At 71.3% G+C, this 23825-nt stretch carries 17 protein-coding genes; 7 read left to right on the top strand and 10 right to left on the bottom strand.

The features are described from left to right. Nucleotides 1-2: 2 nt before the first annotated feature. From accC to VZQ01_RS13105, 4 genes are all read right to left on the bottom strand, one after another. Nucleotides 3-1523 carry an acetyl-CoA carboxylase biotin carboxylase subunit gene (accC, locus tag VZQ01_RS13120; protein ID WP_223746185.1) on the bottom strand — a complete coding sequence of 507 codons (1521 nt, stop codon included), beginning with the start codon at nt 1521-1523 and terminating at the stop codon, nt 3-5. Nucleotides 1524-1711: 188 nt separating this feature from the next. Further along, a complete protein-coding gene (locus VZQ01_RS13115) occupies nt 1712-2323 on the bottom strand; it encodes a hypothetical protein (protein ID WP_267697923.1) in 612 nt (203 codons plus the stop codon). Between the two features lie 122 nt (nt 2324-2445). Continuing rightward, nucleotides 2446-4008 carry an acyl-CoA carboxylase subunit beta gene (locus VZQ01_RS13110; RefSeq protein ID WP_046711264.1) on the bottom strand — a complete coding sequence of 521 codons (1563 nt, stop codon included), beginning with the start codon at nt 4006-4008 and terminating at the stop codon, nt 2446-2448. Nucleotides 4009-4058: 50 nt separating this feature from the next. Then, a complete protein-coding gene (locus tag VZQ01_RS13105; RefSeq protein WP_223746186.1) occupies nt 4059-4772 on the bottom strand; it encodes a Coq4 family protein in 714 nt (237 codons plus the stop codon). 243 nt (nt 4773-5015) lie between these two features. Here VZQ01_RS13105 and VZQ01_RS13100 point away from each other — a divergent pair, with 243 nt between their 5' ends. Continuing rightward, on the top strand, nt 5016-6173 hold the full coding sequence (locus tag VZQ01_RS13100) for a site-2 protease family protein (protein ID WP_426747991.1): 1158 nt from the start codon (nt 5016-5018) through the stop codon (nt 6171-6173). A 65-nt stretch (nt 6174-6238) separates the two neighbouring features. Here VZQ01_RS13100 and VZQ01_RS13095 read toward each other — a convergent pair whose 3' ends face one another. Then, complete coding sequence (locus VZQ01_RS13095) at nt 6239-6973, bottom strand: laminin G domain-containing protein (RefSeq protein ID WP_426747990.1); 735 nt, start codon at nt 6971-6973, stop codon at nt 6239-6241. Between the two features lie 94 nt (nt 6974-7067). Here VZQ01_RS13095 and sitA6 point away from each other — a divergent pair, with 94 nt between their 5' ends. Beyond that, the gene (gene sitA6, locus VZQ01_RS13090; protein WP_434223588.1) at nt 7068-7814 is read left to right on the top strand and encodes a SitA6 family polymorphic toxin lipoprotein; all 747 of its coding nucleotides are present in this window, start codon (nt 7068-7070) and stop codon (nt 7812-7814) included. 28 nt (nt 7815-7842) lie between these two features. Beyond that, a complete protein-coding gene (gene sitI6, locus VZQ01_RS13085) occupies nt 7843-8571 on the top strand; it encodes a SitI6 family double-CXXCG motif immunity protein (protein WP_426747989.1) in 729 nt (242 codons plus the stop codon). A gap of 13 nt (nt 8572-8584) precedes the next feature. On the opposite strand, the gene VZQ01_RS13080 is transcribed toward sitI6, so the two are convergent. Both VZQ01_RS13080 and VZQ01_RS13075 read right to left on the bottom strand, forming a co-directional pair. Further along, complete coding sequence (locus VZQ01_RS13080; protein WP_426747988.1) at nt 8585-9973, bottom strand: hypothetical protein; 1389 nt, start codon at nt 9971-9973, stop codon at nt 8585-8587. A gap of 305 nt (nt 9974-10278) precedes the next feature. After that, on the bottom strand, nt 10279-10695 hold the full coding sequence (locus tag VZQ01_RS13075; RefSeq protein WP_223783425.1) for a hypothetical protein: 417 nt from the start codon (nt 10693-10695) through the stop codon (nt 10279-10281). A 209-nt stretch (nt 10696-10904) separates the two neighbouring features. On the opposite strand from VZQ01_RS13075, the gene VZQ01_RS13070 reads away from it, so the two are divergent. The 4 genes from VZQ01_RS13070 (at nt 10905) to VZQ01_RS13055 (ending at nt 17517) form a co-directional block, all read left to right on the top strand. Continuing rightward, nucleotides 10905-13988: an aminotransferase class I/II-fold pyridoxal phosphate-dependent enzyme gene (locus VZQ01_RS13070; protein WP_426747987.1), complete on the top strand. Its 3084-nt coding sequence runs from the start codon at nt 10905-10907 to the stop codon at nt 13986-13988. 180 nt (nt 13989-14168) lie between these two features. Then, the gene (locus VZQ01_RS13065) at nt 14169-15167 is read left to right on the top strand and encodes an SAM-dependent methyltransferase (protein WP_426747986.1); all 999 of its coding nucleotides are present in this window, start codon (nt 14169-14171) and stop codon (nt 15165-15167) included. Between the two features lie 88 nt (nt 15168-15255). After that, nucleotides 15256-16044, top strand: a complete 789-nt coding sequence (locus VZQ01_RS13060; RefSeq protein WP_426747985.1) for a hypothetical protein — start codon at nt 15256-15258, stop codon at nt 16042-16044. Nucleotides 16045-16140: 96 nt separating this feature from the next. Beyond that, on the top strand, nt 16141-17517 hold the full coding sequence (locus VZQ01_RS13055; RefSeq protein ID WP_426748958.1) for a WS/DGAT/MGAT family O-acyltransferase: 1377 nt from the start codon (nt 16141-16143) through the stop codon (nt 17515-17517). Here the strand turns inward: VZQ01_RS13055 and VZQ01_RS13050 are convergent, their stop codons facing one another. The 3 genes from VZQ01_RS13050 to VZQ01_RS13040 all read right to left on the bottom strand — a co-directional run bounded on the left by VZQ01_RS13050 (nt 17518) and on the right by VZQ01_RS13040 (nt 23786). Then, a complete protein-coding gene (locus VZQ01_RS13050; RefSeq protein WP_426747984.1) occupies nt 17518-18909 on the bottom strand; it encodes a sigma-54-dependent transcriptional regulator in 1392 nt (463 codons plus the stop codon). Next, entirely contained in the window at nt 18906-20447 is a 1542-nt protein-coding gene (locus VZQ01_RS13045; protein ID WP_426747983.1) for a sensor histidine kinase, read from the bottom strand. Before VZQ01_RS13045 ends, VZQ01_RS13050 begins: the two co-directional genes overlap by 4 nt. 93 nt (nt 20448-20540) lie before the next feature. After that, on the bottom strand, nt 20541-23786 hold the full coding sequence (locus VZQ01_RS13040) for a HEAT repeat domain-containing protein (RefSeq protein WP_426747982.1): 3246 nt from the start codon (nt 23784-23786) through the stop codon (nt 20541-20543). Nucleotides 23787-23825: the final 39 nt, after the last annotated feature.

The following is a 23825-nucleotide window of genomic DNA, read 5'->3' as shown; positions in this document are numbered from 1 at the left end:
GGTTAGCGGCGACGCGAGCGCAGCGCCTGGCGCCACGCGCTGACCTGGCCCGTGTCGGAGCTGCTCGCGGCCTTGGCGCCGGGGAGCGTCTTGGCTCGCTTGGCATCGCGCTGGTGCGCGTAGACGACGCTCGCCAGCAGCGCCATCTCGCTGAGCTTCGGGTCCTCCACGCCCTGCAGCGTGGTGTGCTCGCGGCCGAGGAAGCCCGTGTCGTAGTCGCCCTCGACGAACTCCGGGTGCGCCAGAATCGCCCGCAGGTAGCGGATGTTGGTGGTGATGCCCTTCACCACGTACTCGGACAGCGCGCGCTGCGCCCGGGCGATGGCCTCGCGCCGCGTGGGGGCCCACACGGACAGCTTGGAGATCATCGGGTCGTAGACGTTGGGCACCGTGTACCCGGGGAACACGCCCGAGTCGTCGCGCACGTTGGGTCCGCCCGGCACGCGCAGGTACGTAATCTTGCCCGGGCTGGGCATGAAGTTGCGCGCGGGGTCCTCCGCGTACACGCGCACCTCGATGGAGTGGCCCTGCGGCGCGGGCGCCTGGAGCAGGGGCAGCTTCTCCCCCTCGGCGACCTTGATCTGCAGCGCGACCAGGTCCAGCCCCGTCACCCACTCCGTCACCGGGTGCTCCACCTGGAGGCGCGTGTTCATCTCCAGGAAGTAGAAGTTGCGGTGCACGTCGACCAGGAACTCCACCGTGCCCGCGCCCACGTAGTTGACGGCCTTGGCCGCCTTCACCGCCACCTCGCCCATCTTCGAGCGCAGCTCCGGCGTGAGGATGGGGCTGGGCGTCTCCTCCACCACCTTCTGGTGACGGCGCTGCGCCGAGCACTCGCGCTCGTTCAGGTGGATGACGTTGCCGTGCGTGTCGGCGAACACCTGGATTTCGACGTGGTGTGGCTTCTCGAGATACTTCTCGATGTAGACGGCGTCGTTGCCGAAGGCGTTGAGCGCCTCGCTCTTGGCGGAGCGCCACGCGGACTCGAAGTCACCGAGCCCCTCCACGCGGCGCATGCCCTTGCCGCCGCCGCCGCCCGCGGCCTTGAGCATGATGGGGAAGCCGATCTTCTGCGCGTACTCGCGTGCCTCGGCCTCCGTGGCGATGGGCTCGGTGGTGCCGGGGACCACGGGCACGCCGGCCTTGATCATGTTCGCGCGGGCGCGGGTCTTCTCGCCCATGGCGTCCATGGCGGAGGCCGGCGGACCGATGAAGGTGATGCCGGCGGCCTCGCAGGCGCGCACGAAGGAGGCGTTCTCGGAGAGGAAGCCATAGCCGGGGTGGATGGCGTCCGCGCCGGCGGCCTTGGCGGCGTCGAGGATGCGCTGCTGGACCAGGTAGCTCTCCCGGGAGGGCGGAGGGCCGACGAAGATGGCCTGGTCCGCGGTGCGGACATGCAGGGCGGCGCGGTCCGCCTCCGAGTACACCGCCACGGTGGCGATGCCGAGCTCCTTGCAGGTGCGCATCACCCGGATGGCGATCTCGCCGCGATTGGCGACGAGCACTTTGCGGATCTTGGGCATGGGCGCCCGTCTACCACGGGCCGCCTCGTTTTGCGTGGGTTGGATGCGGGCCCCGTTGTTGGCACCGAGCGCGTCCTGTCGGGCTCTCGGAGGGAGTGGAGGCTTCCACCTCCACGCTCGAGTCCACCCGGTACGTCTCGAACCTCTTCCCGCCCGGAAGACCCCTCCGGGCGTCACATGCGCGCGCCCTACTTCCGCGCGCTGCGGTACTGCTCCATGTACGCCCGCGCCTGCGCGAGCTTCGCCTCGACGAACCGGTCATCCTCATCCGGCTCCGGAGGCTTGGACGGCACCGCGGCGGCGTCCCCACCGAAATCCACGGCCGCGGCCAGCAGGTTGCGCGCGGTGTTGCCACCCCCGAGCATCCGCGCCAGCAAGCCCGTCTCCACGTCCAGCCAGCGAGCGGCCTGGCGCATCACATCCAGCACCTCGCCCTCCACGGCCTTGGAGGGACGGCCCGGGCCGCTGACGCACGTGCGCGCGTAGCTGTGCTCCCGGTCCACGAAGATGCCCAGGGTGCGCTCACGGAAGTCCTGGGAGAGGGCCTGCGCCATGGCGTCGAGCTGCTCCTCCAGGAAGGGCTGCTCGGACTTGCGCGCCTTGCGGCCAGGGGCCGGGGGCAGGGCCACCTCCGCGGCGTGCCAGCCCGCATCGGCCAGCCCGTCCGGGGGCGTTTCCACCCACTTCACCTCCGGCGTGGGGAGGTCCACCGCCTCGCAGACACGCTTGAGCGTCTGACGCAGTGCGGTGAGGTTGCCTTCGACGTCGGCGAGAAACAGAAGGAGTCGGCGGTGGGGCAAAATGGGGGTTCCTTTCCTGGCCCGGTGAAAGCCCTCGGGCCGCACGAGAATTTCCCGCGCGGCCCGAGCCTGCCTGCTCTCCAGCCGAGGGAGAGCAGGCGTCCAGGGGCCCGGAAGGGAGCCTACAGCGGGATGTTCCCGTGCTTGCGCGGCGGGTTCTCCTGACGCTTGTCCTTCAACATCTCCAGCGCCCGGATGACCTTGGCCCGGGTCTCCTCGGGGCGGATGACCTCGTCGATGTAGCCCAGCTCCGCCGCCTTGAACGGGTTGGCGAACTTCTCGCGGTAGTCGTTCACCAGCTTCGTGCGCTCGGCCGCGGCGTCCTGCGCCTTGTTCAGCTCGTTGCGGAAGATGATGTTGACCGCGCCCTCGGGGCCCATCACGGCGATTTCGGCGGTGGGGTAGGCGTAGTTGATGTCCGCGCGGATGTGCTTGGACGCCATCACGTCGTACGCGCCGCCGTAGGCCTTGCGGGTGATGAGGGTGATTTTGGGGACGGTGGCCTCGGCGAAGGCGTACAGCAGCTTGGCGCCGTGGGTGATGATGCCGCCCCACTCCTGGTCGGTGCCGGGCAGGAAGCCGGGCACGTCCACCAGCGTGAGCAGGGGGATGTTGAAGCAGTCGCAGAAGCGCACGAAGCGCGCGGCCTTCACGCTGGCGTCGATGTCCAGCACGCCGGCGAGCACCGCGGGCTGGTTGGCGACGATGCCCACGCTCTTGCCGTTCATGCGCGCGAAGCCCACGACGATGTTGCGCGCGTAGTGCTCCTGCACCTCGAAGAAGTGCTTGTTGTCGACGACGGCCTTGATGATGTCCTTGATGTCGTAGGGCTTGTTGGGGTTGCTCGGGACAATCGTCTTGAGCGACTCCTCGGCCCGGAACGGGTCGTCATCACACGGCTGGACGGGCGGGTCCTCCTGGTTGTTGGAGGGCAGGAACGACAGCAGCTCGCGCGTCATGACGATGGCGGCCTGCTCGTTCTCCGCGGCGAAGTGCGCCACGCCGGACTTCTGGTTGTGCGTCAGCGCGCCGCCCAGGGACTCCTTCGACACCTCCTCGTGCGTCACCGTCTTGATGACGTCCGGGCCGGTGATGAACATGTACGAGGTGTCCTTCACCATCATGATGAAGTCGGTGATGGCGGGCGAGTACACCGCGCCGCCCGCGCACGGCCCCATGATGAGCGAAATCTGGGGCACCACGCCGGAGGCCAGCGTGTTGCGCAGGAAGATGTCCGCGTAGCCCGCGAGGCTCTCCACGCCCTCCTGGATGCGCGCGCCGCCGGAGTCGTTCAGGCCGATGACGGGCGCGCCCACGCGGGTGGCCATGTCCATGATCTTGCAGATCTTCTGGGCATAGGCGCCGGACAGCGAGCCGCCGAAGACGGTGAAGTCCTGGGCGAAGACGAACACCTGTCGGCCCTCGACGGTGCCGTAGCCGGTGACGACGCCGTCGCCCGGAATCTTCTTGTCGCCCATGCCGAAGTCGGTGGAGCGATGGGTGACGAACTTGTCCAGCTCGCAGAAGGAGCCGGGGTCGAGGAGCAGGTCGATGCGCTCGCGAGCGGTGAGCTTGCCGGCCTCGTGCTGTTTGGCGATGCGGTCCGCACCGCCGCCCAGCTCGGCCTGCTTCTCCATCTGCTGGAGGCGTGCGCGGAGGGGGTCCTTCTCGGTGGTCTCGTCCATGGGCCCGCGCTCTAGCACGATTGGGGCGCTCGCGCGCTGCCCGCCTTCGCTCAGGCGGCGCGTCGGGCGGGGTCGTCCTTTACCGGGCCCATCAGGACGGGGAGCAGCGCGTCCACTGCCAACAAGTCCAGGCCGTAGCGCTGGCGGACCTCCTCCAGGGGGCGCGCCCACAGCTCGCTCCAGGGGGCGCCGAACACGGGGTGGGCGCGGCGTCCCAGCACCCAGCCCCGGGCGAGCGCCTGGACGCGGGCGTCGCGCTCGGAGAAGGCGTAGAGCAGGGTGTTGGCGAGCCCGCCGGTGAGGATGCCGAGCGCGAAGGGGGTGCCCACCTGCGCCAGGCTGAAGGCCTGGACGCCCAGCTCTCCGGCCACGTCGGTGTCGAAGCCGGTGAGCACGTGCCAGATGTCATGGGACTCGAGCAGGTGCGCGCGCACGTAGTCCTCGGGGGTGTGGGCCTCGCGTTGGGGCAGGGCGTCGGGGTCCAGGCCGTTGCGCTCCAGGTGGTCGATGAACGCGCGGCCCAGGGTGCCCTCGGGCAGGGCTCGCAGCGTGGCGAGCGGGAGGCGGCCCACGCGGGGGCGCTCGGCGAGGGCGCGGGCGCAGGTGGGGGATTGGCTCAGTCGCTCCACGATGCGGCGCATGGCGGTGGGGGGCACGAGCACGCGGGCCAGGTCGATGATGTCCTGCAGGCGGTGGGGGTCCCTGAGCACGCGGGCCGCTCGCCAGACTTCGCGGGCGAGGGTGAGGGGGCTGTTCAGGTTCATGCGGGGCCTCTCGAGGGGAAGGGGCACGGCGGGCAGTCGAGCGCGGGCACGCTAGCTGGCGAGTCACGCGCGTGGCGCTGTGTCGTCGTCGGTGTGCTCGTGGGTGGACACCTGCCGGGATGGGGAGCGGACACTCAGGGGCCGGGCGGGCGAACGCGTCGCCCCTGGCACCGTGCGCGCGTCGCGCGGCTGACGGAGGTTGGTGGGGGCAGGCGAGGGCGCGCCGGACCCGGAGGATGCGAGATGCGCGAGACGCGAGGTGCGTTGCAGGTGGGCTCGTTGCGCGGCATTCCCGTCCGCGTGCACTTCTCGCTGCTGCTCGTGTTGCCGTTGCTCGCGTATGTGTTTGGCGGCGCGTTCCGGCGGGCCGCGGAGGTGGCGGCGGTTCCAGAGGGGCAGCTGTGGGGCGCGCCGTGGGCGTGGGGGCTGGGCGTGGCGGTGGGGCTGTTCGTGTCGGTGTTCGTGCACGAGCTGGCGCACACGCTCTACGCGTTGGCGCGGGGCGGGCAGGTGCGCTCGATAACGCTGATGATGGTGGGCGGGGTGTCGGAGTTGTCGGAGGCTCCGCCGAGGGCCCGGGACGAGGCGCTGATGGCGCTGGTGGGGCCGCTGACGAGCCTGGCGCTGGCGGGGTTGCTCGCGTTGGCCACGTGGGGTGTGGCGGGTACGGGCTCGTTCAATCTGCAGTTCGCGTGCTTCTACCTGGCGAGCCTGAACCTGTTCCTGGGGGTGTTCAACCTGCTGCCCGCGTTCCCGATGGATGGCGGGAGGATTCTGCGGGCGTTGCTCGCGGGGCGGATGGGGATGGTGCGCGCGACGCAGGTGGCGTCGGTGGTGGGGCGGGGGTTCGCGTTGCTGTTCGGGGTGTGGGGGCTGGCGACGTTCAACCCGTTCCTGATGGTCATCGCGTTCTTCATCTTCATGGGCGCGGATGGCGAGGCGAAGCAGGTGCGGATGAAGGCCACGCTGGAGAAGGTGAGGGTGGCGGAGTTGATGACGCCGCGCTGGATGGGCGTGGACGCGGGGGCGTCACTGGAAGAGGCGCTGTGGGAGTTCCGGGTGGAGCGGCGCACGGCGTTGCCGGTGACGGAGGAGGGCAGGCCGCTGGGGCGCGTGGCGGTGGAGGCGGTGCGCGCGGTGCCGGCGGGGGAGCGGACGCGGCGGCAGGTGCGCGAGGTGATGCGCCCAGCGCCGGTGGCGCGGCTGGAAGAGGACGGGTGGCGGGCCCTGCGTCGCATGGCGGAGGAGGAGTCTCCGCTGCTGCTGGTGGTGGACGCGGACGGGCGACTGGCGGGGACGCTGGAAGTGGGCGACGTGGAGCGCGGGCTGACGCTCTTCCAGAACCGTGAGGAGCGGGCGGAGCGGGATGCACGGCGGTGGCGCGAGGAGCGGCCCGCGTGAGCGCTCCTGATGGCCTGGTGCGCGCGCTCCGGTGAGCCGAGGCCCACCGGAGCGAGGGGCGAGGCTCAGTCGAGGTTGAAGTAAACGTCGTCGATTTCGCCGTGGTACTGGTCGTTGTTGTTGCCGACGCTCTTGGCGCCCACGTTGACGGCCTGGCCCGTGGGGCTGATGTCGTAGGTGGCCGGGAGCAGAGCGCTGCCGCGAGCGACGTTGTCCACGAGGATGGTCAGCGTGGTGCTGGTGCGCTGGCAGGCGACCTTGTGCCAGGCGCCATCGGCGACGCCCACCGACGACTTGGCGATGATGGGGTTCACGCCGCCCGTGGTGCGGACCACACAGCTCGGTCGGCCCTGCACGGCGTCGTCGAGCTGGAGCTTCCACTGCGCGGTGCTCGCCAGTCCCTTCTGCACGAGGTTGGAGCCGTGGGCGGTGGAGAGGTCGGCGAGCGTGAGGCGGACGCGGGCGCCGAAGGTGAAGAGCGCCGTGCCGGGATTGAGGTCGGTCGCGTCGGGAGTGGTGATGTTCGCCAGCGGGCAGCCCGTGCCGTCACAGACGGCGGGGAACTTCACGCCGAGGCCCTCGAAGCCCGTCACCGCCGTCACCGTTGCGCCGTTGTTCGTCTGCACCGTGCCGGTGTGGCCCTTGCCGCTGTCATCCGTGACGGTGGTGACGGGCGTGGTGACGGTGTCGAAGCGGTAGCGCAGCTTCTGGCTCACGGCGCCAGCCGCCATGGGGGCCAGCACCAGCGTCGCGAGCGCCGCGCGCTTCGCCGTCCATCGGGGATGTTTCGTTCGGGGCATGTCGTCTCCTCGTTGTCTCGGGTGTGGGGACAGCGAGTAGAGGATAGGCGTGGGTTCGGGAAAGCCTGTCACCCGCGAGCGCATAATCATGCGCATGCCCTCGTACTGGTGCGTCAGATGGCTCTGGGTCGCTTGTCTCTTCGTGCCCTTCCTTCCGGCATGCGGCGCTTCGAGTTCCGCTCTTCATACAGATTTCCCTGAAGAGGTCTCCTCCGACGTCGAATGTGAGGCCCCTGATGCTGACCAGTGCGTCGTGTTCGCCTGTGAAGGCGCGCTGGCGGAATGTGGGCTCTTCGCCTGTGACGACGTGGACCCGGCGCTCAGCGCCAGCGCGCGACGTGAGCTTGGGGTTCGGAATGTCAGTCATCCCTATCGGCCCGTACGTCCTCCGGGGAGACTTCCTCCACGAGACTACCGACGCTCTGGAATCCGACAGGCGGCGCGGCCTCGGATGGTCTTCCATTTCGGCTATCGCTACGGCTACCTCCCCGCGTTCCCTCCGCAAGATGGGAGCCGCCTGGTCAAACACCACCTCTTCCCGCAGGAGGAGTTGCTGGCGCGGTGGTTCGCGCGTCATGGCATCAACATCCATGAGTTCACGATGGTCGTGCCCGAGCACCTGCACCTGCGAGTCCACAATCCAGGTGGGCGGGGAGGGCCCTGGAACGCGGCCTGGCGCGAGTACATGAACGCGAACCTGCACCGTCGACGCATCCCGAAGGAGGAGCTGCTTCGCAAGTCCCTGGAGCTCGCGTTTCGGTTCGACATCGCCGGACCCATCGTGCCCTACTACGGACACCCGATTCTTCCGCCGGGGCCCCAGCTCTTCGCGGACCCTTGAGGCTTGGCTCCGAGGTCACGGACAGCGCATGAAGTACTTCAGAGTCGAGCAGGAGCCCTCCTCGCGCTACTCGGGGGAGCTGAATGCCGCCCCTCGCTGGGGACTCCCCGGGGTGGAGCCTTGTCCTCAGTGCGGACTCAGCGGTGCCACCCTCGGCCTCGAATATCCCTGCGTCGACCTGTCCAGTCTCCCGCCCAAGGAGCAGGCTCGGTTGTCCGACCCTTCTCCTGTGTCGCAGGACGAGCTCGAGCGCTTGCGCGAGCTGGTGCGTCCCTTCGCGCCCGCGAACGCGGTGCTCGATGCGGGAGCCGAGCTGGGTCCCCTGACAGGGACGGGCTCTGGCACGTTCGGCTCGCTCTACATGCCCGCGGGTTGGTCCTTGTGCCTGCGTCGCGAGGCGATGGAGGCGCTCCAGAAGGAGGGCATCCGAGGACTGCTCGGTGCGCCTGTCTCCGTGAAGTTCAGGACGCAGAGTCCGCCTTCACTGATGAGCCTTCAGTTGGACGTCCAGGGGCGGTTCCATCCCGAGGCACTGACCTGGATTCGCAGACCGCCCTGTCCGAGGTGTGGCATCAGTGACGTGGAGGGCCCGATGCCGGACCCCATCGTCCTGGAAGCACGCTCGCTGCCCGACGGCGTCGACCTCTTCCGGCTCGTGGACGCTCCGGGCGTCATCATCGCCACGGAGCAGTTCCTGGACGCGGTGACCCGACTGTCCCTCGACGGCGTGACGTTCCGGGCGGTGGAGGCGCGTTAGCGCCCCGTGCTCCCTACTTCGACTCCGGCAACGTCCAGTCGAAGAAGAACCGGTGGGCGCCACCGGGCGCACTGTCCAGCCAGCCCGTGATTCGCTCGCTGCGCGCGAGCAGCGGCCCCAGCTCGGAGCTCACCGCGAACATCGCCGCGAGGTTCTCGTCCGAGAGCACGTCCGCCAGCGACACCTGGGACAGTCCGCGCGCGAGCAGCTTGGGGTCCAGTGAGAAGTCCGCCGCGCGCTCCAGCTTCGCCGTCGTCTCCGGCAGCGCCGCCATCGTCGCCTGCGTCACCGCGTCGTCGTTGCCCACCACCAGGTGCTTGCCCTTCTGCCGCACCTGCACCGTGCCGCCCTTCACCGTCAGCGCCCAGCCATCCTCCAACGCCTTCGCCCCCGGCAACTTCCCCAGCGGCTCCAGCGCATTCTTCATCGCCGCCGCGTCCTTCACCTCCGCCGCCAGCGCCTGCTTCACCGCGAAGAAGCGCGCCTCCGGAGCCCTGAGCGAGCCGCGCACCTGCACGTTGCTCATGCTCACCAACATGTTGCCCGTCAGCTGCTTCGCCACCGCGTCCGTCGTCGCCTGCACCTGCTCCTTCGGACACGTCGCGCACAGCGCCTGGATGTTCGCCCTGAGCGAGCCCACCGCCTGCGAAACCCCCGCCGGCGCCACCGCGACGCGCGAGAACAACAGCCCTTCCGGCTTCATCGCCGCATACGGGCTCGCCGCCTTCGCCTGGAACGGCGGCAACGGCAGCTTCGTCGTCGTGCCGTCCACCTTCAGCCCCGTCGCGTTGCCGTCCAACCCCAACACCGCCCCACCCGTGGCCAGGAACGCCACCCCCGCCACCTTCCCCAGCCGCGCATCCGCCGCGGGCGCCTTGCCCACCAGCTTCACCGACTCCTTCAGGAGCGCCGCCCCGCCCTCATCCGTCGCCCCGTACGCGCAGACGTCCGAGCCCTTGAGCGCATAGCCCATGGCCCCACCCGCCGAGCGCGTCGTGCTCACCGTCGTCACGCCCTTCGACGTCGCCGACTTCGCCGCCTCGCCCCCGGCCTGCGTCATCGCCTCGGCCGCCTTGGCCTGGAACACCTTCGCGTCCGACACCCGCATGCACGACACGCGGCCATCCGTGCGCAGCGACACCGTCGCCGGCCCCGCCGGGTCCAACCCCACCGCCGTCAACGTCTCCGGCCTGGTCGGGTCGATGGTCAGGAACGGGTGCAGCTCCGCGCGCCACGCCGCGGGTCGGAGCAGCGCCGCGTGCGTGCCCGCGCGCTCCAGGAAGGCCGTGAGCCCCGCCAGCGCATCCAGCTTGGGCACGTGCACCACCGTCTGGGCCTGGGCTGCGGAACGGGGCGCGGGAGCAGCCGCCAGCGTGGCGGCGAGGACGAGCGAGGAGAACATGCCCTCCGTGAGAGCAGCGCACCTCCACCCCTGTCAAGACACTCGCACCACCCGTGCCCGTGGAACCCGCCTGGGCCCCATCCGAACGGCCAGTGGTGGACGATGGCGCCGACAAACCCCGGTGGAACAGCGAGGCGGAGCCAGTCCGCCCGACTGCCCGCCGGTTCCCCCCTCCTCATCCCGTGCCGTCACTCCCCCTCATCCAGACCGCCGCGGGCATGTGGCCCGGGGCCTCGAGCCCCAGGCTTCCTCCCGCACGGCCCGGCATGTCGAGTCAGACGGGATGCGTCACGACTTCGAGCAGCTCAGAGTCGGCCCTGGTTGGCCCACTCGATCATCCGCTCCGCCAGGTCCTCGGTGTTGCGCCGCAGGTGCGCGAGCTGAAGCACCTGGTCATCCGCGTCCGCGAGCGTCATGCGCCGCGTCAACAGCTCCGCGAAGCGCACCACCTGCGCGATGCTGATGCAGTCGGCGTCCTCCGACGCCCCGGCGAACCGCGCCACCTCCGCGTCCACCTCCAGCTGCTCATCCAGCAGCGCCTTCACCAGCGCCGAGCGGGACACCGGCGTCTCGAACTCCTCTGGGTTGCGCAGCTGACGACGCCACGGCTGGGACTCCCACCGCACACGCGCGGGGTCCCTGAGGACTCGGCTCCGCGAGGGCTGAATGCTCATCAAGGCCTGCATGCCGACCTTCGTCGGCGACGCGAAACTGAGTTCCATCAGTGCCCCCTCTCCACCACGGGGTCTGTCCACGAGCGTGACCGACTTCATTCGTTCCAGCCGTTGCCTTCCCGTCCTACCCACGCGACCACCCCTTCATTACGCGCGAGCGGCCAAATCTTGATTGGAGCCACGGCGCCAAAGGGTTGCGTGCATGCGCCAGGAGTGCGTTGACACACGGCGGTGGGCCCGGGACAGTCGCGCGCGCCATGCCGACCTATCCGTCCTCACCCCGAGAGGCCTTCCACCTGCTGCGCGCTTTGTCGGAGGACCTGGCCCACCCCGAGCGGCGCGCCCAGGCGCGGGTGGAGCTGCGCGCGCTGGCGGACCTGTCGCGCGACCAGCCCGAGTCGGCCCCGCTGCGGCTGGTGACCGTCACCGTGGCGGTGGGCGCCTCGCAGGAGCGGCTGGAGCTGTTCCTCCTGCCCTCCATCTTCGCGCCCGAGTCCTGGGCCTACACCTTCCTGGAGGGGCTGCTCAGCGTCCCGTTGGACGAGTACGCCGGCAAGCGGCTGGTGGAGGTGGGCGCGGGCTCGGGCTGGATCTGCATCGCGCTGGCGAAGTTCACGCGGCTGGCGCACGTGCACGGCGCGGATCTCAACCCGCACTCGCCCGTCGTCGCGCGCTGCAACGCGTGGCTCAACGGCGACGAGACGCTGGTGTCGCGGCTGTCCTTCGCGGAGAGCGACCTGTTGCGCGGCGTCCCGGCGCAGCCCGCGTGGGACTTCGTGGTGGGCTGCATCCCCCAGGTGCTGCGCACGGAGGAGCTGCCTGGGGAGCTGTCCCAGGCCGACGAGCAGGCGCTGTATGACTTGTCGAACTACTGCACGTTGCAGAACGTGTACGAGGACCACTTCGGCCTGGGGCTCATCGCGCGGCTGCTCGACGAGGCGCCCGAGCGGCTGGCGCTGACGGGGAAGCTGCTGCTCAACCTGGCGGGCCGCCCGGGCCGTCCCATCATCGAGCGGATGTTCACCCGGCGCGGTTTCTCCACGCGGGTGCGCGTGGCGCGGCGGGTGCGGCAGGCGGCGGACACGGACATCCGTCCGCTGGTCGCGCTGGAGCAGCGCACCGGGCGCGAGTTCGAGTTCTTCATGGAGGCGCACAGCCCCGAGCCCCTGCGCGCCGCCACCGCGCTGGGCTGGCTGCAGTCGGGCCATGCCGTATGGCACGAGGTGGCCGTGTGGGAGGCGCACCTGTCGCGTCCGCGCGAGACGCTGGCCCTGCGCCAGTCGCTTCGAGGACTGGGCATCCCCGCGCTGCAGGAGGAGCTGGATCTGGGCGCCGCCTCGCCCGAGCAGCTCGGCTTCGTCGCGGCGCTCTCGGAGCGGCTCGCGAAGGGGCCGCTGCTGCCGTACGCGCACGAGGCGGGGGACGCGTCGTTCCGGCGCCAGCTGGTGCGCTACCTGGAGCGCTACTTCGGCCTGAGGCTGTCGGCGGAGGAGCTGTTCGTCGCCCCCGAGCGCGAGCAGGCGGTGTACTCGCTCCTGCTCGCCACGTGTGACGCGGGCGACGAGGTGCTGGTGTCGCGCAACCTCCACCCCCTCTACGCGCGGGCGCTGGAGAAGGCGGGCGTGCGCGCCACGGTGACGCACACGACGCTGGAGGAGATCCGCCGGCTGCTGTCCGCCTTCGACGTGAAGATGGTGCTGCTCACGGTGGAGAAGGGCGAGCGCACCAACCTGTCCGTGCTGCGCGACATCATCGCGGAGGCGTCGCGGCGGGGCATCTGGGTGGTGCTGGACGAGAGCGCCTTCTTCAACATCACCGGCCAGGTGGAGCCGCTCACCCTCTTCGAGTTCCTGGCGCGCGAGCCGTACGCCCCCAACCTGGTCGTGCTCTACGGCCTGGTGAAGAACGCGGTGTGGCCGGACCTGGAGCTGACGCTGCTGCTGCCCGTGCCGGAGCCGCTGCGCGCGGACCTGGAGGTGGCCGCGGAGGTGACGTACTCGCGCATCAGCACGCTGGCCCAGTGGTTCTATGAGCGCACCTTCGCGGACCTCTTGTCCTTCCGCATCTCCTTCGCGGAGCCGGAGCCGCCCGGGCCCCGCCGGCACCCGGTGGCGCCGCTGCCGCGCTCCTCGCGCATCCAGACGCTCTCGGCCTTCCCCGCCTTCGCGCCCAAGGTGTTCCGCGAGGACGACGCGGAGCTGGTGCGCCTGGACTACGGCGAGAACGAGGGGCCGCTGCCCGAGCCGCTCGTGGAGGGGCTCATCGCCGCCGCGGCCGCGCCTCGCGAGTCCGGCGCGCAGACGGGCCTCTCGGAGGCCGTGGCCGCCTTCCTGCTGGAGACGCGCGCCGTGCGCTACACGCCCGAGGAGCTGGTGCTCGCGCCGGGAGTCTGGCCGCTCATCCACCACCTGGGCGTCGCCCTCAAGAAGCGCCTGGGCCGCGCGCCCCGCGTCTTCCTGACGACGCCCTGCTACGGCGTGCTGCCGCCGACGTTCCTCTCCGCCGGCTGCCAGGTGGACCAGGGCACGCTGTCGGAGCTGCTCTCGCGACGGGGACAGGGCGGCTTCGTCCCGGACGCCGTCGTCATCTCGCAGCCCTCCAACCCCACGGGCGTCTACGTGGCGCGCGAGGAGCTGGTGGCGCTCGCCAACTACGTGGTGGAGCAGCGCTGCCTGCTGGTGTCCGACGAAATCTTCGGGCTGGTGAACCTCACCAGCCCCACGGCGGAGACGGTGCACAGCCCGGTGACGCTGGAGGGCGCGGTGCCGGGCGTGGGCGCGCGCACGGTGGTGCTCGGCGGCCTGTCCAAGGAGTTCGCCGCGGGCGGGCTGCGCGTCGGCTGGCTCGCCACGAGGGACCGCGCGCTGGCCTCGGCGATGCGCGAGGCGGGCCCGGGCGTGCTGCACCTGGTCACCGCACGCGCGGCGGCCTACCTGTACGCGGCCTACGCGCGCAGCCCGGACGGCCAGCTGCTCTACCCGGCGCGACACCGCTCCCTGCGCGCCTTCCTCACGAAGATGCGCCGCGAGCTGGCGGAGAAGCGCGACCTGCTCGCGGCGGTGCTGCCGAGCGAGGCGCGCGCGGAGGTGGGTGACGCGGGCGGGCTGTTCCTCGCGCCCCGCGTGACGTCCTGGTTGGGGCGCACGGTGGACGGCGAGCGGCTCACGCCCGAGAACCTGCCGCGCGTCGTCTACGAGCACACGCACGTGGTGCTCAATGGCGGCCCCTGGTGCTCGGACCCGGAGCGGGTGCGCGCCGTCTTCTCCATCCCCCGTGACAAGCTGGAGAAGGCCTGCGAGCGATTGAAGGCCTTCGGCGCGAAGCTCCCGTCCTCCTCCTGACACCCCGCCGCCAGCGAGGCGGGACTGTCCTCGACTCGACGCCGGGGCCGTTCATGTGGGGACACAGACCCTGTCCCCACGGCGGATGGGGTGCTCCAGGTAATTCCAGCATGATTGGTAATCCCCGGTAGGCCGACGGCCCGCCCCGGGGTTCTTCCGTCTCCTGTCGTGGGGGGTGTCATGCCCAATCTGCTCGACCTGCCTCGGCAGGCGTTGATGGACCTGCGTTCTCGGCTGAGCCACCTGCCGTTGGTGTCGCAGCTGCCGTTGCGCAACGTGGTGCCGGACAGTCTGGCGTTGTCGAGCCCGGCGCCGCAGGACTCGGCGCTGTCGGACCCGGCGCGGGTGCTGGCGTGGCAGAAGGCGTGTGCGCGGTACGTGAAGCCGGGGCAGGTGGTGATGGACGTGTGCGCGGGGGCGGGCTTGCGCACCTTCGCGGCGGCGACGCGTCATCCGCGGCGGCTGTATGCGGTGGACCCCTCGCGGCTGCTGGACACCACGCAGTGGGTGGCGCGGCGCAACGGGCTCGAGCACATCGACTTCGTGCGCGCGCAGCCGTGGAGCTTCCAGCCGCCGGAGAAGGTGGACGTGCTGTTGCACGAGCTGCTCGGGGAGGCGCTCTTCGACGCGGGGCTGGTGCCGAGGATGCTGGACCTGCGCTCGCGGCTGCTCAGGCCCGGCGGGCGCATCCTCCCCAACCGCTTCGAGGTCTTCGTGGAGCCGGTGCAGCTGCGCGACGAGGCGTGCCTGCCCTTCATCTGGAGCCAGCGAATCCCGGGCGTGGACTACAGCTGCCTGCAGACGCTGCGTGAGGCGATGAACCCGTCCTACTTCACGCGCGTGGTGCGCTCGTACGAGGTGGACCACCTGCTGTGCGAGCCGGAGCCCGCGTTCGCCTTTGATTTGGAGACGATGGCGGCGGACGGCCTGCCCCAGCGCGTGCGCTACGAGCGGCCGGTGATGGAGGCGGGGCGCGTGGATGGCTTCTGCCTGTTCTACAAGGTGGCCTTCGACGCGGAGCTGTCCTTCACGGTGTCGCCGCTGCGAGGACAGAATCCGGCGGGCATGACGTTCTTGCGCGTGGACCCGCGCGACTTCGCTCGCAACGAGCTGTTGTCCTTCGAGCTGGAGCTGGCCGACCCGGGGGATGTGGGCACCTGGCGCTGGCACTTCCGCTGAGGGAGCGGGCGGCAGTGCTCGCGGGTGGACACCCGGGGGGACTGGAGGGCTTCGCCTCCGTCGGACCGTGCCTAGGTTTCACCCCGGCATGGGTTCCATTCGTGGGTGGGTGGTGGTGGGGGGCCTGCTGAGCGCCTTCACGGCGCTGGGGCAGGAAGGGGGCGAGCGTCCACGCACGGTGGCGGGCGTCTGCGGCAGCGCCAACTGGGTGTGCGTGGCCGAGTGCATCGAGCCCGAGTGCGTGGACCGCTGTCTGCGCGAGGGCTGCGAGCAGTCGCTGGACCGGCTCAAGGCCTGCACCCTGAAGGCGGGCTGCGCCGAGGACGACACGCAGTGTTCGGCGAAGGCGTGCGGCAACACGTGTCAGAAGGCCTTCGAGCCCGCGCCGCCCAGTCCGGAGAAGGAGCAGAAGTCTCCGTGTGACGGGCAGGCGGCCTCGGCCAGGCCCGTGCCCCAGAAGCTGGTGGGCGCCTGGCGGCTGGCGGCCGCGAGCCTGCCGTTGCAGCAGGACGGAGGCTTCACGCGAATCGAACCCCAGCCGCGCGCGGACTATGCGCGCACGCTGCGAATCACGCCCGAGGGGTGCTTCGTGCTGCGCACCGCGTTGAAGGACGCGACGTTGGGGCAGGGCAACCAGCTCGTCGTGCGCGCCTGGGGGACGATGGAGGTGCTGGATGACCACCACGTGAAGCTGCTCGCGAAGGATGGCCAGGCGGTGGGCCCGGTGTGTGGTGACAAGCGCGTCATCCCCCTGGCCCGCTCCAGGGTGAAGTTCAAGGGCGGCTCGTTCCGGTGGGACTTCGAGGAGGAGACGCTCACGTTGACGGTCGACGACGCGACCAAGCAGACCTTCCAGTTCGAGCGCGAGGAGGAGTAGCGGCCCCCTCGTCAAGACAGCGCGCCACGGGAGGCCGTCCTGCGCCATCATGGTGTGTCCCGTCGGGTGGGACGCACGGAGGCACGCGTGGCCGGGATGAACCAGGAGCGGATGGCGAGTGTGGACGCGCTGTGGTTCCACATGGAGGAGCCCGCCAACCTGATGATGATCACAGCCGTGCTCGGCTTCGAGGGCCGGCTGGACTTCGAGCGGCTGCGCGAGCTGGTGCGCACGCGCCTGGTGGAGTGCTACCCGCGCTTCCGCCAGAAGGTGGTGATGGGACGGCTGGGGCAGCCGCAGTGGGAGGAGGCCCAGGACTTCTCGCTGGACGCGCACCTGCGGCGACTCCAGGTGCCGGCCCCCGGAGACCGCGCCGCGCTGGAGTCCCTGGTGAGCGAGTGGATGAGCACGCCGCTGGAGCGCTCGCGTCCGCTGTGGCAGTTCCACGTGCTGGAGGGTGGAGACGGGGGCGATGTGCTGCTCGCGCGGCTGCATCACTGTCTGTCGGATGGCATCGCGCTGGCGCGGGTGCTGCTGACGCTCACGGATGGGGACGGTGCGCGGGAGGAGGCGCCGGAGTCCTCGCGGACAGCGCCTCGTGAGGGAGGGCTCGCGAAGTGGATGCGCGGGGCGCGGGCGGTGGCGGGCACGGCTCGGACGGTGCTGCGCAAGGGCGCGGAGATTGCCGCGGAGCCCATCCTCGCCGGAGACCTGGTGCGGCAGGGGGCGCTGGGGGCCGCGGCGCTCGGCAAGCTGATGGTGGTGACGCCGGACCCGCGCACGCCGCTCAGGGGGCCCCTGGGGACTCGCAAGCGCGCGGCGTGGTCCTCGCCCATCCCCCTGGAGCGGGTGAAGACCGTGGGCAAGGCCCTGGGCGGCACGGTGAACGACGTGCTGCTCGCGGCGCTGACGGGCGCGCTGCGGCGCTACCTGGAGGCGCGCAACGTCCCTCCCGAGGACCTGCACGCCGTGGTGCCGGTGAACCTGCGGCCGCTGGATGAGCCGGTGCCTCGGGCGTTGGGCAACCGGTTCGGCGTGGTGCTGCTGCGGCTGCCGGTGCACCTGGCCGAGCCTCGACGACGGCTCCACGAGCTGTCGCGGCGGATGGACCTGGTGAAGAAGTCCCCCGAGGCGGTGGTGACCTTCGGCGCGCTAGAGCTGCTGGGCTACACGCCCGCGCCGCTGGAGCGGGTGGTGGTGGATGTCTTCGCCACGAAGGCCTCGCTGGTGGCCACCAACGTGCCGGGGCCCCGGCAGCCGGTGTCGCTCGCGGGCGTGAAGCTGCGCGCGCTCACGTTCTGGGTGCCCCAGGCGGGACACCTGGGGCTGGGGGTGAGCCTGTTCAGCTACGCGGGGCAGGTGACGGTGGGCGTGGCCGCGGATGAGCTGCGCGTGCCGGACCCGCACGCGCTCATCGACCACTTCCACGCGGAGCTGGAGGCGCTGAGCGACGGGGTGACGCAGGTCGTGTAGCTACAGCAGGGCGTGCTCCTCCAGCTTGTTGTAGAGCGTCCGGCGGCTGATGCCGAGCAGCCGGGCCGCCAGCGTGCGGTTGTCGCCCGCGCGCGCGAGTGCGTCCACCAGGGCCTGCTTCTCGGTGCCCTTGCGTTGGGACTCGAGCGTGCGGCCGCTGTCGGCGGCGGGGCTCGCGAGCGCGGTGACGCCCTGGGGCGGCGTGAGCACGGGCGTGGTGAGCCCCGGCTGCCGGGCCAGCTCGCGCGAGACGTCGTCGCCCGTGAGCGTCTGTCCGTCCGAGAGGACCACCAGGCGCTCCAGGAAGTTCTGGAGCTGGCGCACGTTGCCCGGCCAGGGCTGGGCGCGCAGCACCGCGAGCCCGTCCGGGGTGAGCGAGAAGGGCGGCTTGCCGTTGGTGCGCGCGTGGATGTCCAGGAAGTGGCGCGCGAGCGGCTCGATGTCCTCGGGGCGCTCGCGCAGTGACGGCAGCCACAGGGGCACCACGTTGAGGCGGTAGAAGAGGTCCTCGCGGAATCTCCCCGCCTTCACCAGCTCCTCGAGCGGCTGGTGCGTGGCGGCGACGAAGCGGACGTCCACCTTCACCGTCTGCGTTCCGCCCAGCCGCTCCAGCTCCCGCTCCTGGATGACCCGCAGGAGCTTCACCTGCACGGCGAGGGAGATGTCGCCAATCTCGTCCAGGAACAGCGTGCCGCCGTGCGCCAGCTCCACGCGACCGGGCTTGCGGGTGGCCGCGCCGGTGAAGGCGCCCTTCTCGTAGCCGAACAGCTCGCTCTCCAGCAGCGTGTCCGGCAGCGCGGCGCAGTGCAGCTTCACGAAGGGCCCTGCGTGCCGGGGGCTGCCGTCGTGCACGGCCTTGGCGGCCAGCTCCTTGCCCGTGCCGGACTCGCCGCGCAGCAGCACCGTGGCCATGCCCGTGGCCGCCTTCGCGAGCAGGGCCTGGGCCTCCAGCATCCGCTGGCTGCTCCCGACGAAGGCGCTCGGGGTGCGGAGCGGTTCGTTCGTCGCTTCACCTTGCGCGCGCAGGAGCGCCTTGCGGATGGTGAAGAGGATCTCCTCGCGGTCGAAGGGCTTGAGCACGAAGTCCGCGGCGCCCGCCTTCATCGCCTCCACCGCCAGCGGCACGGTGCCGTGCGCGGTGATGAGGATGACGGGGACGTCCGGCCAGAGCCGGCCCATCTCGGCCAACAGCTGCATGCCGTCCATGCCGGGCATGCGCACGTCGCTCACCACCACGTCCACCGGCCAGCGCTCGAGCAGCGAGAGCGCTTCCGTCCCGTTGCGCGCCGTGTGCGTGGCCAGGCCCGCCTGACCCAGGAGCGCACCCAGCACCTTCGCCACCGCCGGGTCGTCATCGACCAGCAGCACGGTTCCCTTCAACGACTCACTCACGCGGCTTCTCCTTCGGCCCCACCGTCCACGCGCCGGGCATCCACCGGCAGGCGCAGACGCACCACCGTACCGCGCCCCTCCCGGCTTGTCAGACCCACGGTGCCTCCGTGCGCCTCCACCACGCGTCGGACGAAGGCCAGCCCCATCCCGCTGCCCGAGGCCTTGGTGGTGAAGAAGTCGTCGAAGGCGCGCTCGCGGGTGCGCACGTCCATGCCCTCACCCGTGTCCTCCACCTCCACCGCCACGTCCTCGTCGTCCCTCAGCGTGCGCACGGTGAGTGTGCCGCCCTTCGGCATGGCCTCCGTGGCGTTGCGCACCAGGTTCTCCACGGCGTTGGTGAGCAGGTCCTCGTCCGCGGCGCAGGCGGGCAGGTCCGGGGCGAGCTCGCGGACGATGGTGATGGGGCTCGAACTCGCGAAGGACTGGAGGGAGAGGACGCTCTCCACGAGCCGGCCCAGGTCCACGGGGCGGGGGAGGGGCTCCACGCGCGCGAGGCGCTGGTAGGTGTCCACGACGCGCCCCAGGCGCTCCACCTGTTCGAGCATCAGGTCGAGGAACTCGCCGTGCGTGTCCCACGACTGGCCTCGGGCGTGCTCTTCCTTGAGGTACTGGGCGGCGCCCTTGAGCGCGGCGATGGGGTTCTTCAGGTCGTGCGCCATCTGCGCGGAGAAGCGGCCCAGGGTGGCCAGGCGCTCCATGCGCTCGCCCCGGGTGACGAAGGCGGTGACGCCCCGGCGCGTGGCGGCGACGAGCGAGAAGGTGATGGCGGTGGTGCACAGGACGAGCGCGCCCACCTGCGCGGCGAAGAGGCGGAAGACGGTGAGGTAGGCGAGGACGCCCACGCCCGCGAGCACCACCGCGTGCAGCGCCATGCGCGGGGCGCCCTCGCTCTCGTCGCGTCCGAAGAGCCCGAAGCGCAGCGAGGCGGTGGCCATCAAGGGCATGCACAGGAGCGTGCCCAGGTTGCCCAGGCGTGGCACCTGTCTGAGGCCGAGCTCCACCGCGAGCTCGGTGAGGAGCAGGGCGACGAGGAAGGTGAGCCCCAGGGCCATCAAGCTCGCGCGGGCGCGCTCGTCCGGGCGACGTGCGTCGCGCAGGTGCAGCGCCAGCAGCGTGAAGGTCCCGATGACCGGTGGGACCACGAGGACGGTGACGAAGAGGCCGAAGCGCAGGGTGAGGATTGTCGCGGCGAGCGAGGGCACACCCAGCGCCACGTGCATCAGCAGGGCGAGGGCGCCGAAGACGGCATAGGTGCCGTACATGGCCCAGGCCGAGCGGCGGCGGCGGCCCACGAACGCGAGGGTGAAGTGCAGGGTGCACGGCACCGTCATCAGCGCGGCGGCGAAGCCCACCAGTCGCCAACCCGGTTCGCTCGCGCGGGCGAACGCGTAGCCGGTGAAGTTCCACGCGGACAGCGCGATGGAGAGCAGGGAGAGCGGCAGCGCGAGCGGGCTGCGTCCCACCCGGGCCAATGCCAGCCCCGCGAGCGCGAGCTGCCCGGCGCACGCGATGAGGCTGATCCACATCCCACCGGTCATGGGGTCCTGTCCCGTGCTGGCGTCACCGGCGCAGCATAGCGGGATGGCGCGGCGTCCGGAGCCGAGGCGGAGCCCGCCTCGACTCACCGACGCTCAGAGCATGCCCAGCCGGCGCGCATTGGCCGGGTCCACGGCGGCGCTCTCCCACCGACGCGCGGCCACTTCGCGCTCGTTCTCCGGCGCGTCCGCGTAGTAGCCGAGCGTGTCGTTGAGCGCGCGGCTCAGCTCCTCGATGGCGGCGAGCCGCACGTCGAGCTCGCGGTGTCGCAGCGCCGCGATGAGCCAGTCCGCGCGGCGACGGCTGCGGTTCTCCGCCCACCACGCCGCCCACTGCTTCGGGCTGAGGCCCAGCGGCATGCGCGTCACCTCGCGCAGTGCTTCCGCCGCGGCCTGCGCGCACATCTCGTCCTCGCTGCGCGTGAGCTGGATGAGGCCCTCGACGGCCTCGCGGTCATGCAGCGTTCCCAACGCCCGGGCCGCCAGCGCGCGACGCATCGTGTCCCGGCTGTTGAGCTCCTGGCGCAGCTCACGCATCGCCGAGTCCAACCTCGGCAGCTGCTTCAGCGCGGCCGCCGCCACCCGCGCGGCGCTGGAGATGTCCGGCTCCAGGTCGAACAGGCCGCGCAGCACCCCGTCCACCAGCTCCACGTAGGGCAGGTTGCCCGCCGTGAGCAGCGCGAAGTAGCGCGTGTCCGCGTCATGCGAATCCAGGAGCGGCGCCAACGCCTGCGCGGCCGGGCGCCCCAGTCGCGACAGCGCGGCGGGAATCGGGCCGAGCTCGTCCGCCTCGGGCAGCTCCACCACCGGCAGCCGGCTCCACGCGGTGGGGCCGGGGAAGTGCTGGGCGAGCACGCGGGCACTCGCCTCGGGCGAGCGCGCCAGCTCCACCATCGCGTTCGAGCGCTGCGCGGCGTCCGGGCCCGTGAGCCGACGCAGCAGCGGCGCGAAGTCCGGCGGCGGGCGCTCCTCCTGCGACTGCGCGCGAGGCGGCAGCGCGGCGGCGCGTCCCACCGTGCCCGCGGCGCCTCGACCGAAGAACGGGCTCCACCCCAGCCCCGCCACCACCGCGGGCGCGGGAGCGGGCGTGGCGGCCACCGGCACGTCCACGTCGATGGTGATGTCCTCCTCGACGGAGCGAGGCTCGGACACGCGCTGCTTGCGGAAGAGGATGAGCTCCTGGAATGCCGAGGCCAGGTCCTGGCAGAACAGGATGTAGTCCGACAGCCGGCGCTGGCTCATCGGCTTCTGTCCGCAGTCTCCGTAGAGGATGGCCACCAGCCGGCCCTTCACCTCCACCGGGTACAGGAACACCGTGCGCGGCGTCTGCCGACCGAACAGCTCCAGGTAGTGCCGGGTGAGCGCGTCCGGAGGCAGCGGCCCCGCGTAGCTTCCCCGCGTCACCGCCACCGTGCGGAAGACGCTGCTCGCGTCGAGCGGCACGGACACCTGGGTGAGCCCTTCGCTCGCCATGCCCTCGCCGCGCGCTTCCCATCCAATCGCCGCGCCTCGCAACACCGCGAAGGCGGCCACGTAGTCGAACGTCCGCCGGCCGAAGCGCAGCGCCACGTCCATCAACTTGTCGCGGTCCTTGGTGGACTCGCGCAGCGCGGCGCGCGCCGCCGCCAGCGTCCAGTCAGGGACCTCCTGATTGGCGGACGCGGTGGGCGGCGGCCGGACCTCGGGCTCGGGCGGCCTGGCCTTGGGCTGCGCGGCCGGCTTGTTCGGATTGGGGAAGACGATGAACGCGGGCTCGCTCGAGCGCGGAGGCTGCGCGGGCGGCACCTCGGGCCGAGGACCTCCGGCCAACAGCGGCGAGCCGAAGCGCATCGTGGAGAGCGGCACGGAGTCCGCCCCCGACGTGGGCGCGGCGGGACCCGGTGGCCACAGCTGCGGCGCGCCACCGGACTGCGCGGGCGGCCACAACGGGGGCGCGGCGCCAGGCGTCGTCGCGGAAGAAGGCGCTCCGCTGGCCGGAGCCGTGGAGGCACGCGCCCCCGTCACGGGCTGGGAGGAAGGCTGCGTGGCAGGCGCCGTGGAGGGACGTGCGCCAGAAGAAGCACCACCCTGCGTCGTCGCCGGAGGCTGCGCGGCGGGGCCTGTCACGAGTCGGCCCGTGGACGTGGCCGACGGAACGCCGCTCACCGTCGTCACCGGAGGCTGCGCGCCGGGACCTGTCGCGGGGCGGCCCGCTGAAGCCGTCGAGGAGGCGCCGCTCGCCGCGAGCTGCGCCGGTGGCTGTCCCGCGAACCCTGTCGTTGAGCCGCCGCCCGCCGCGGGCTGCGTGCCGGGCGAAGCACCACTCGCCGCGGGAGGCTGTCCCGCGAAGCCTGTCGGTGAAGCGCCGCTCGCGGAGGACTGCGTTCCGGGCACTCCGGCCGAGGCTCCGCTCGTCGGGGAAAACGGCGGAGGCTGTCCCCCGGAGGTACCCGTCGTGGACCGGGCAGGAGACTGCGCGCCCGTCGGCGAAGTCCCTCCGGCGCGCGCCCCAGTCGGAGCACCGCTCGCGGACGGCACACCGCCCCGTTGAACCGTCGTGGGCGTCGCTTCCACGGGAGGCCGAGGGGGCGTCGCCGTGAGCACCGGCGGCTGGGCCGGGCGAGACGTATCGGGCCTGGACGGCGGCGTCGAGGGACGCTCGGCCGCGGGCATGTTCAGCCGCAGCGGGGCTCGCACGAAGGCGGGTGGCGGCACCGGGTCGGGAGGCGGCGGCGGAGGCGGACGCTGGGGCGCGGGCGCCTCGCGGGGCGCGGCGCGAATCTCCGCGGCCACCGGCTCACCGGCGACGGAGCGGGCCAGCCGCTCCACCATGTCCACCGTGAGCGACTCGTCCGCCGGCGGAGGAGGCGGCGGCGTGACGGGGAGCTGCTTGTCCGGGTCCAACGCGGACACCAGCTGCGTGAAGCGCGGCGCCAGCGGCTGGCGGTAGATGGTGGAGATCCACTCGCGAATCCGCACCTCGGTGGCCACCCACAACTCGAGCGGCTTGCCGAGCAGGAACCCGACCTCGTCCAGCTCCTTCTTCGGCACCGGATACGCGCAGGCGACGTGCAGCGTCTGCCCATCCAGCGACAGCGGCACCACGCACAGCCGCTCCGCGATCTTCGGCGGGATGAAGGACGCGACCTCGAGGTTCGGCTCGAAGTCGACCAGGTTCACGGGCCGGAAGCCCGCGACGTCACCGAGCAGCGAGAGGACATCCGCCTCGTTCGCGAGCCCCTGCTCCAAGAGCAGCGTGTCCAGATGTCCGCCCTGGGCCTGCTGGAGTCGCAACAACTCTCCCGCCTTCTCCTGGGAAAGGAGCGTGCGGGAGACGAGGAGCTGGGCAAGGCGGGCGGGCATGTAGGCGCGGCATCTTACGGCCGCGGCCGCAAGGCACAA

This window comes from Myxococcus faecalis, from assembly GCF_050039385.1.
GTDB classification, from domain to species: Bacteria; Myxococcota; Myxococcia; order Myxococcales; family Myxococcaceae; genus Myxococcus; species Myxococcus fulvus.
Note: the sequence above shows the minus strand (reverse complement) of the source record. Positions and strands in the feature narration are given on the sequence as shown.

Excerpts from the sequence above, each read along its gene's own strand:
- accC (WP_223746185.1), bottom strand. The coding sequence starts at position 1,523 with ATGCCCAAGATCCGCAAAGTGCTCGTCGCCAATCGCGGCGAGATCGCC.
- VZQ01_RS13045 (WP_426747983.1), bottom strand. The coding sequence starts at position 20,447 with ATGACCGGTGGGATGTGGATCAGCCTCATCGCGTGCGCCGGGCAGCTC.
- VZQ01_RS13060 (WP_426747985.1), top strand. The coding sequence starts at position 15,256 with ATGGGTTCCATTCGTGGGTGGGTGGTGGTGGGGGGCCTGCTGAGCGCC.
- VZQ01_RS13100 (WP_426747991.1), top strand. The coding sequence starts at position 5,016 with ATGCGCGAGACGCGAGGTGCGTTGCAGGTGGGCTCGTTGCGCGGCATT.
- VZQ01_RS13075 (WP_223783425.1), bottom strand. The coding sequence starts at position 10,695 with ATGGAACTCAGTTTCGCGTCGCCGACGAAGGTCGGCATGCAGGCCTTG.
- VZQ01_RS13055 (WP_426748958.1), top strand. The coding sequence starts at position 16,141 with ATGAACCAGGAGCGGATGGCGAGTGTGGACGCGCTGTGGTTCCACATG.
- VZQ01_RS13070 (WP_426747987.1), top strand. The coding sequence starts at position 10,905 with ATGCCGACCTATCCGTCCTCACCCCGAGAGGCCTTCCACCTGCTGCGC.
- sitI6 (WP_426747989.1), top strand. The coding sequence starts at position 7,843 with ATGAAGTACTTCAGAGTCGAGCAGGAGCCCTCCTCGCGCTACTCGGGG.
- sitA6 (WP_434223588.1), top strand. The coding sequence starts at position 7,068 with ATGCCCTCGTACTGGTGCGTCAGATGGCTCTGGGTCGCTTGTCTCTTC.
- VZQ01_RS13110 (WP_046711264.1), bottom strand. The coding sequence starts at position 4,008 with ATGGACGAGACCACCGAGAAGGACCCCCTCCGCGCACGCCTCCAGCAG.
- VZQ01_RS13095 (WP_426747990.1), bottom strand. The coding sequence starts at position 6,973 with ATGCCCCGAACGAAACATCCCCGATGGACGGCGAAGCGCGCGGCGCTC.
- VZQ01_RS13065 (WP_426747986.1), top strand. The coding sequence starts at position 14,169 with ATGCCCAATCTGCTCGACCTGCCTCGGCAGGCGTTGATGGACCTGCGT.
- VZQ01_RS13080 (WP_426747988.1), bottom strand. The coding sequence starts at position 9,973 with ATGTTCTCCTCGCTCGTCCTCGCCGCCACGCTGGCGGCTGCTCCCGCG.
- VZQ01_RS13105 (WP_223746186.1), bottom strand. The coding sequence starts at position 4,772 with ATGAACCTGAACAGCCCCCTCACCCTCGCCCGCGAAGTCTGGCGAGCG.
- VZQ01_RS13040 (WP_426747982.1), bottom strand. The coding sequence starts at position 23,786 with ATGCCCGCCCGCCTTGCCCAGCTCCTCGTCTCCCGCACGCTCCTTTCC.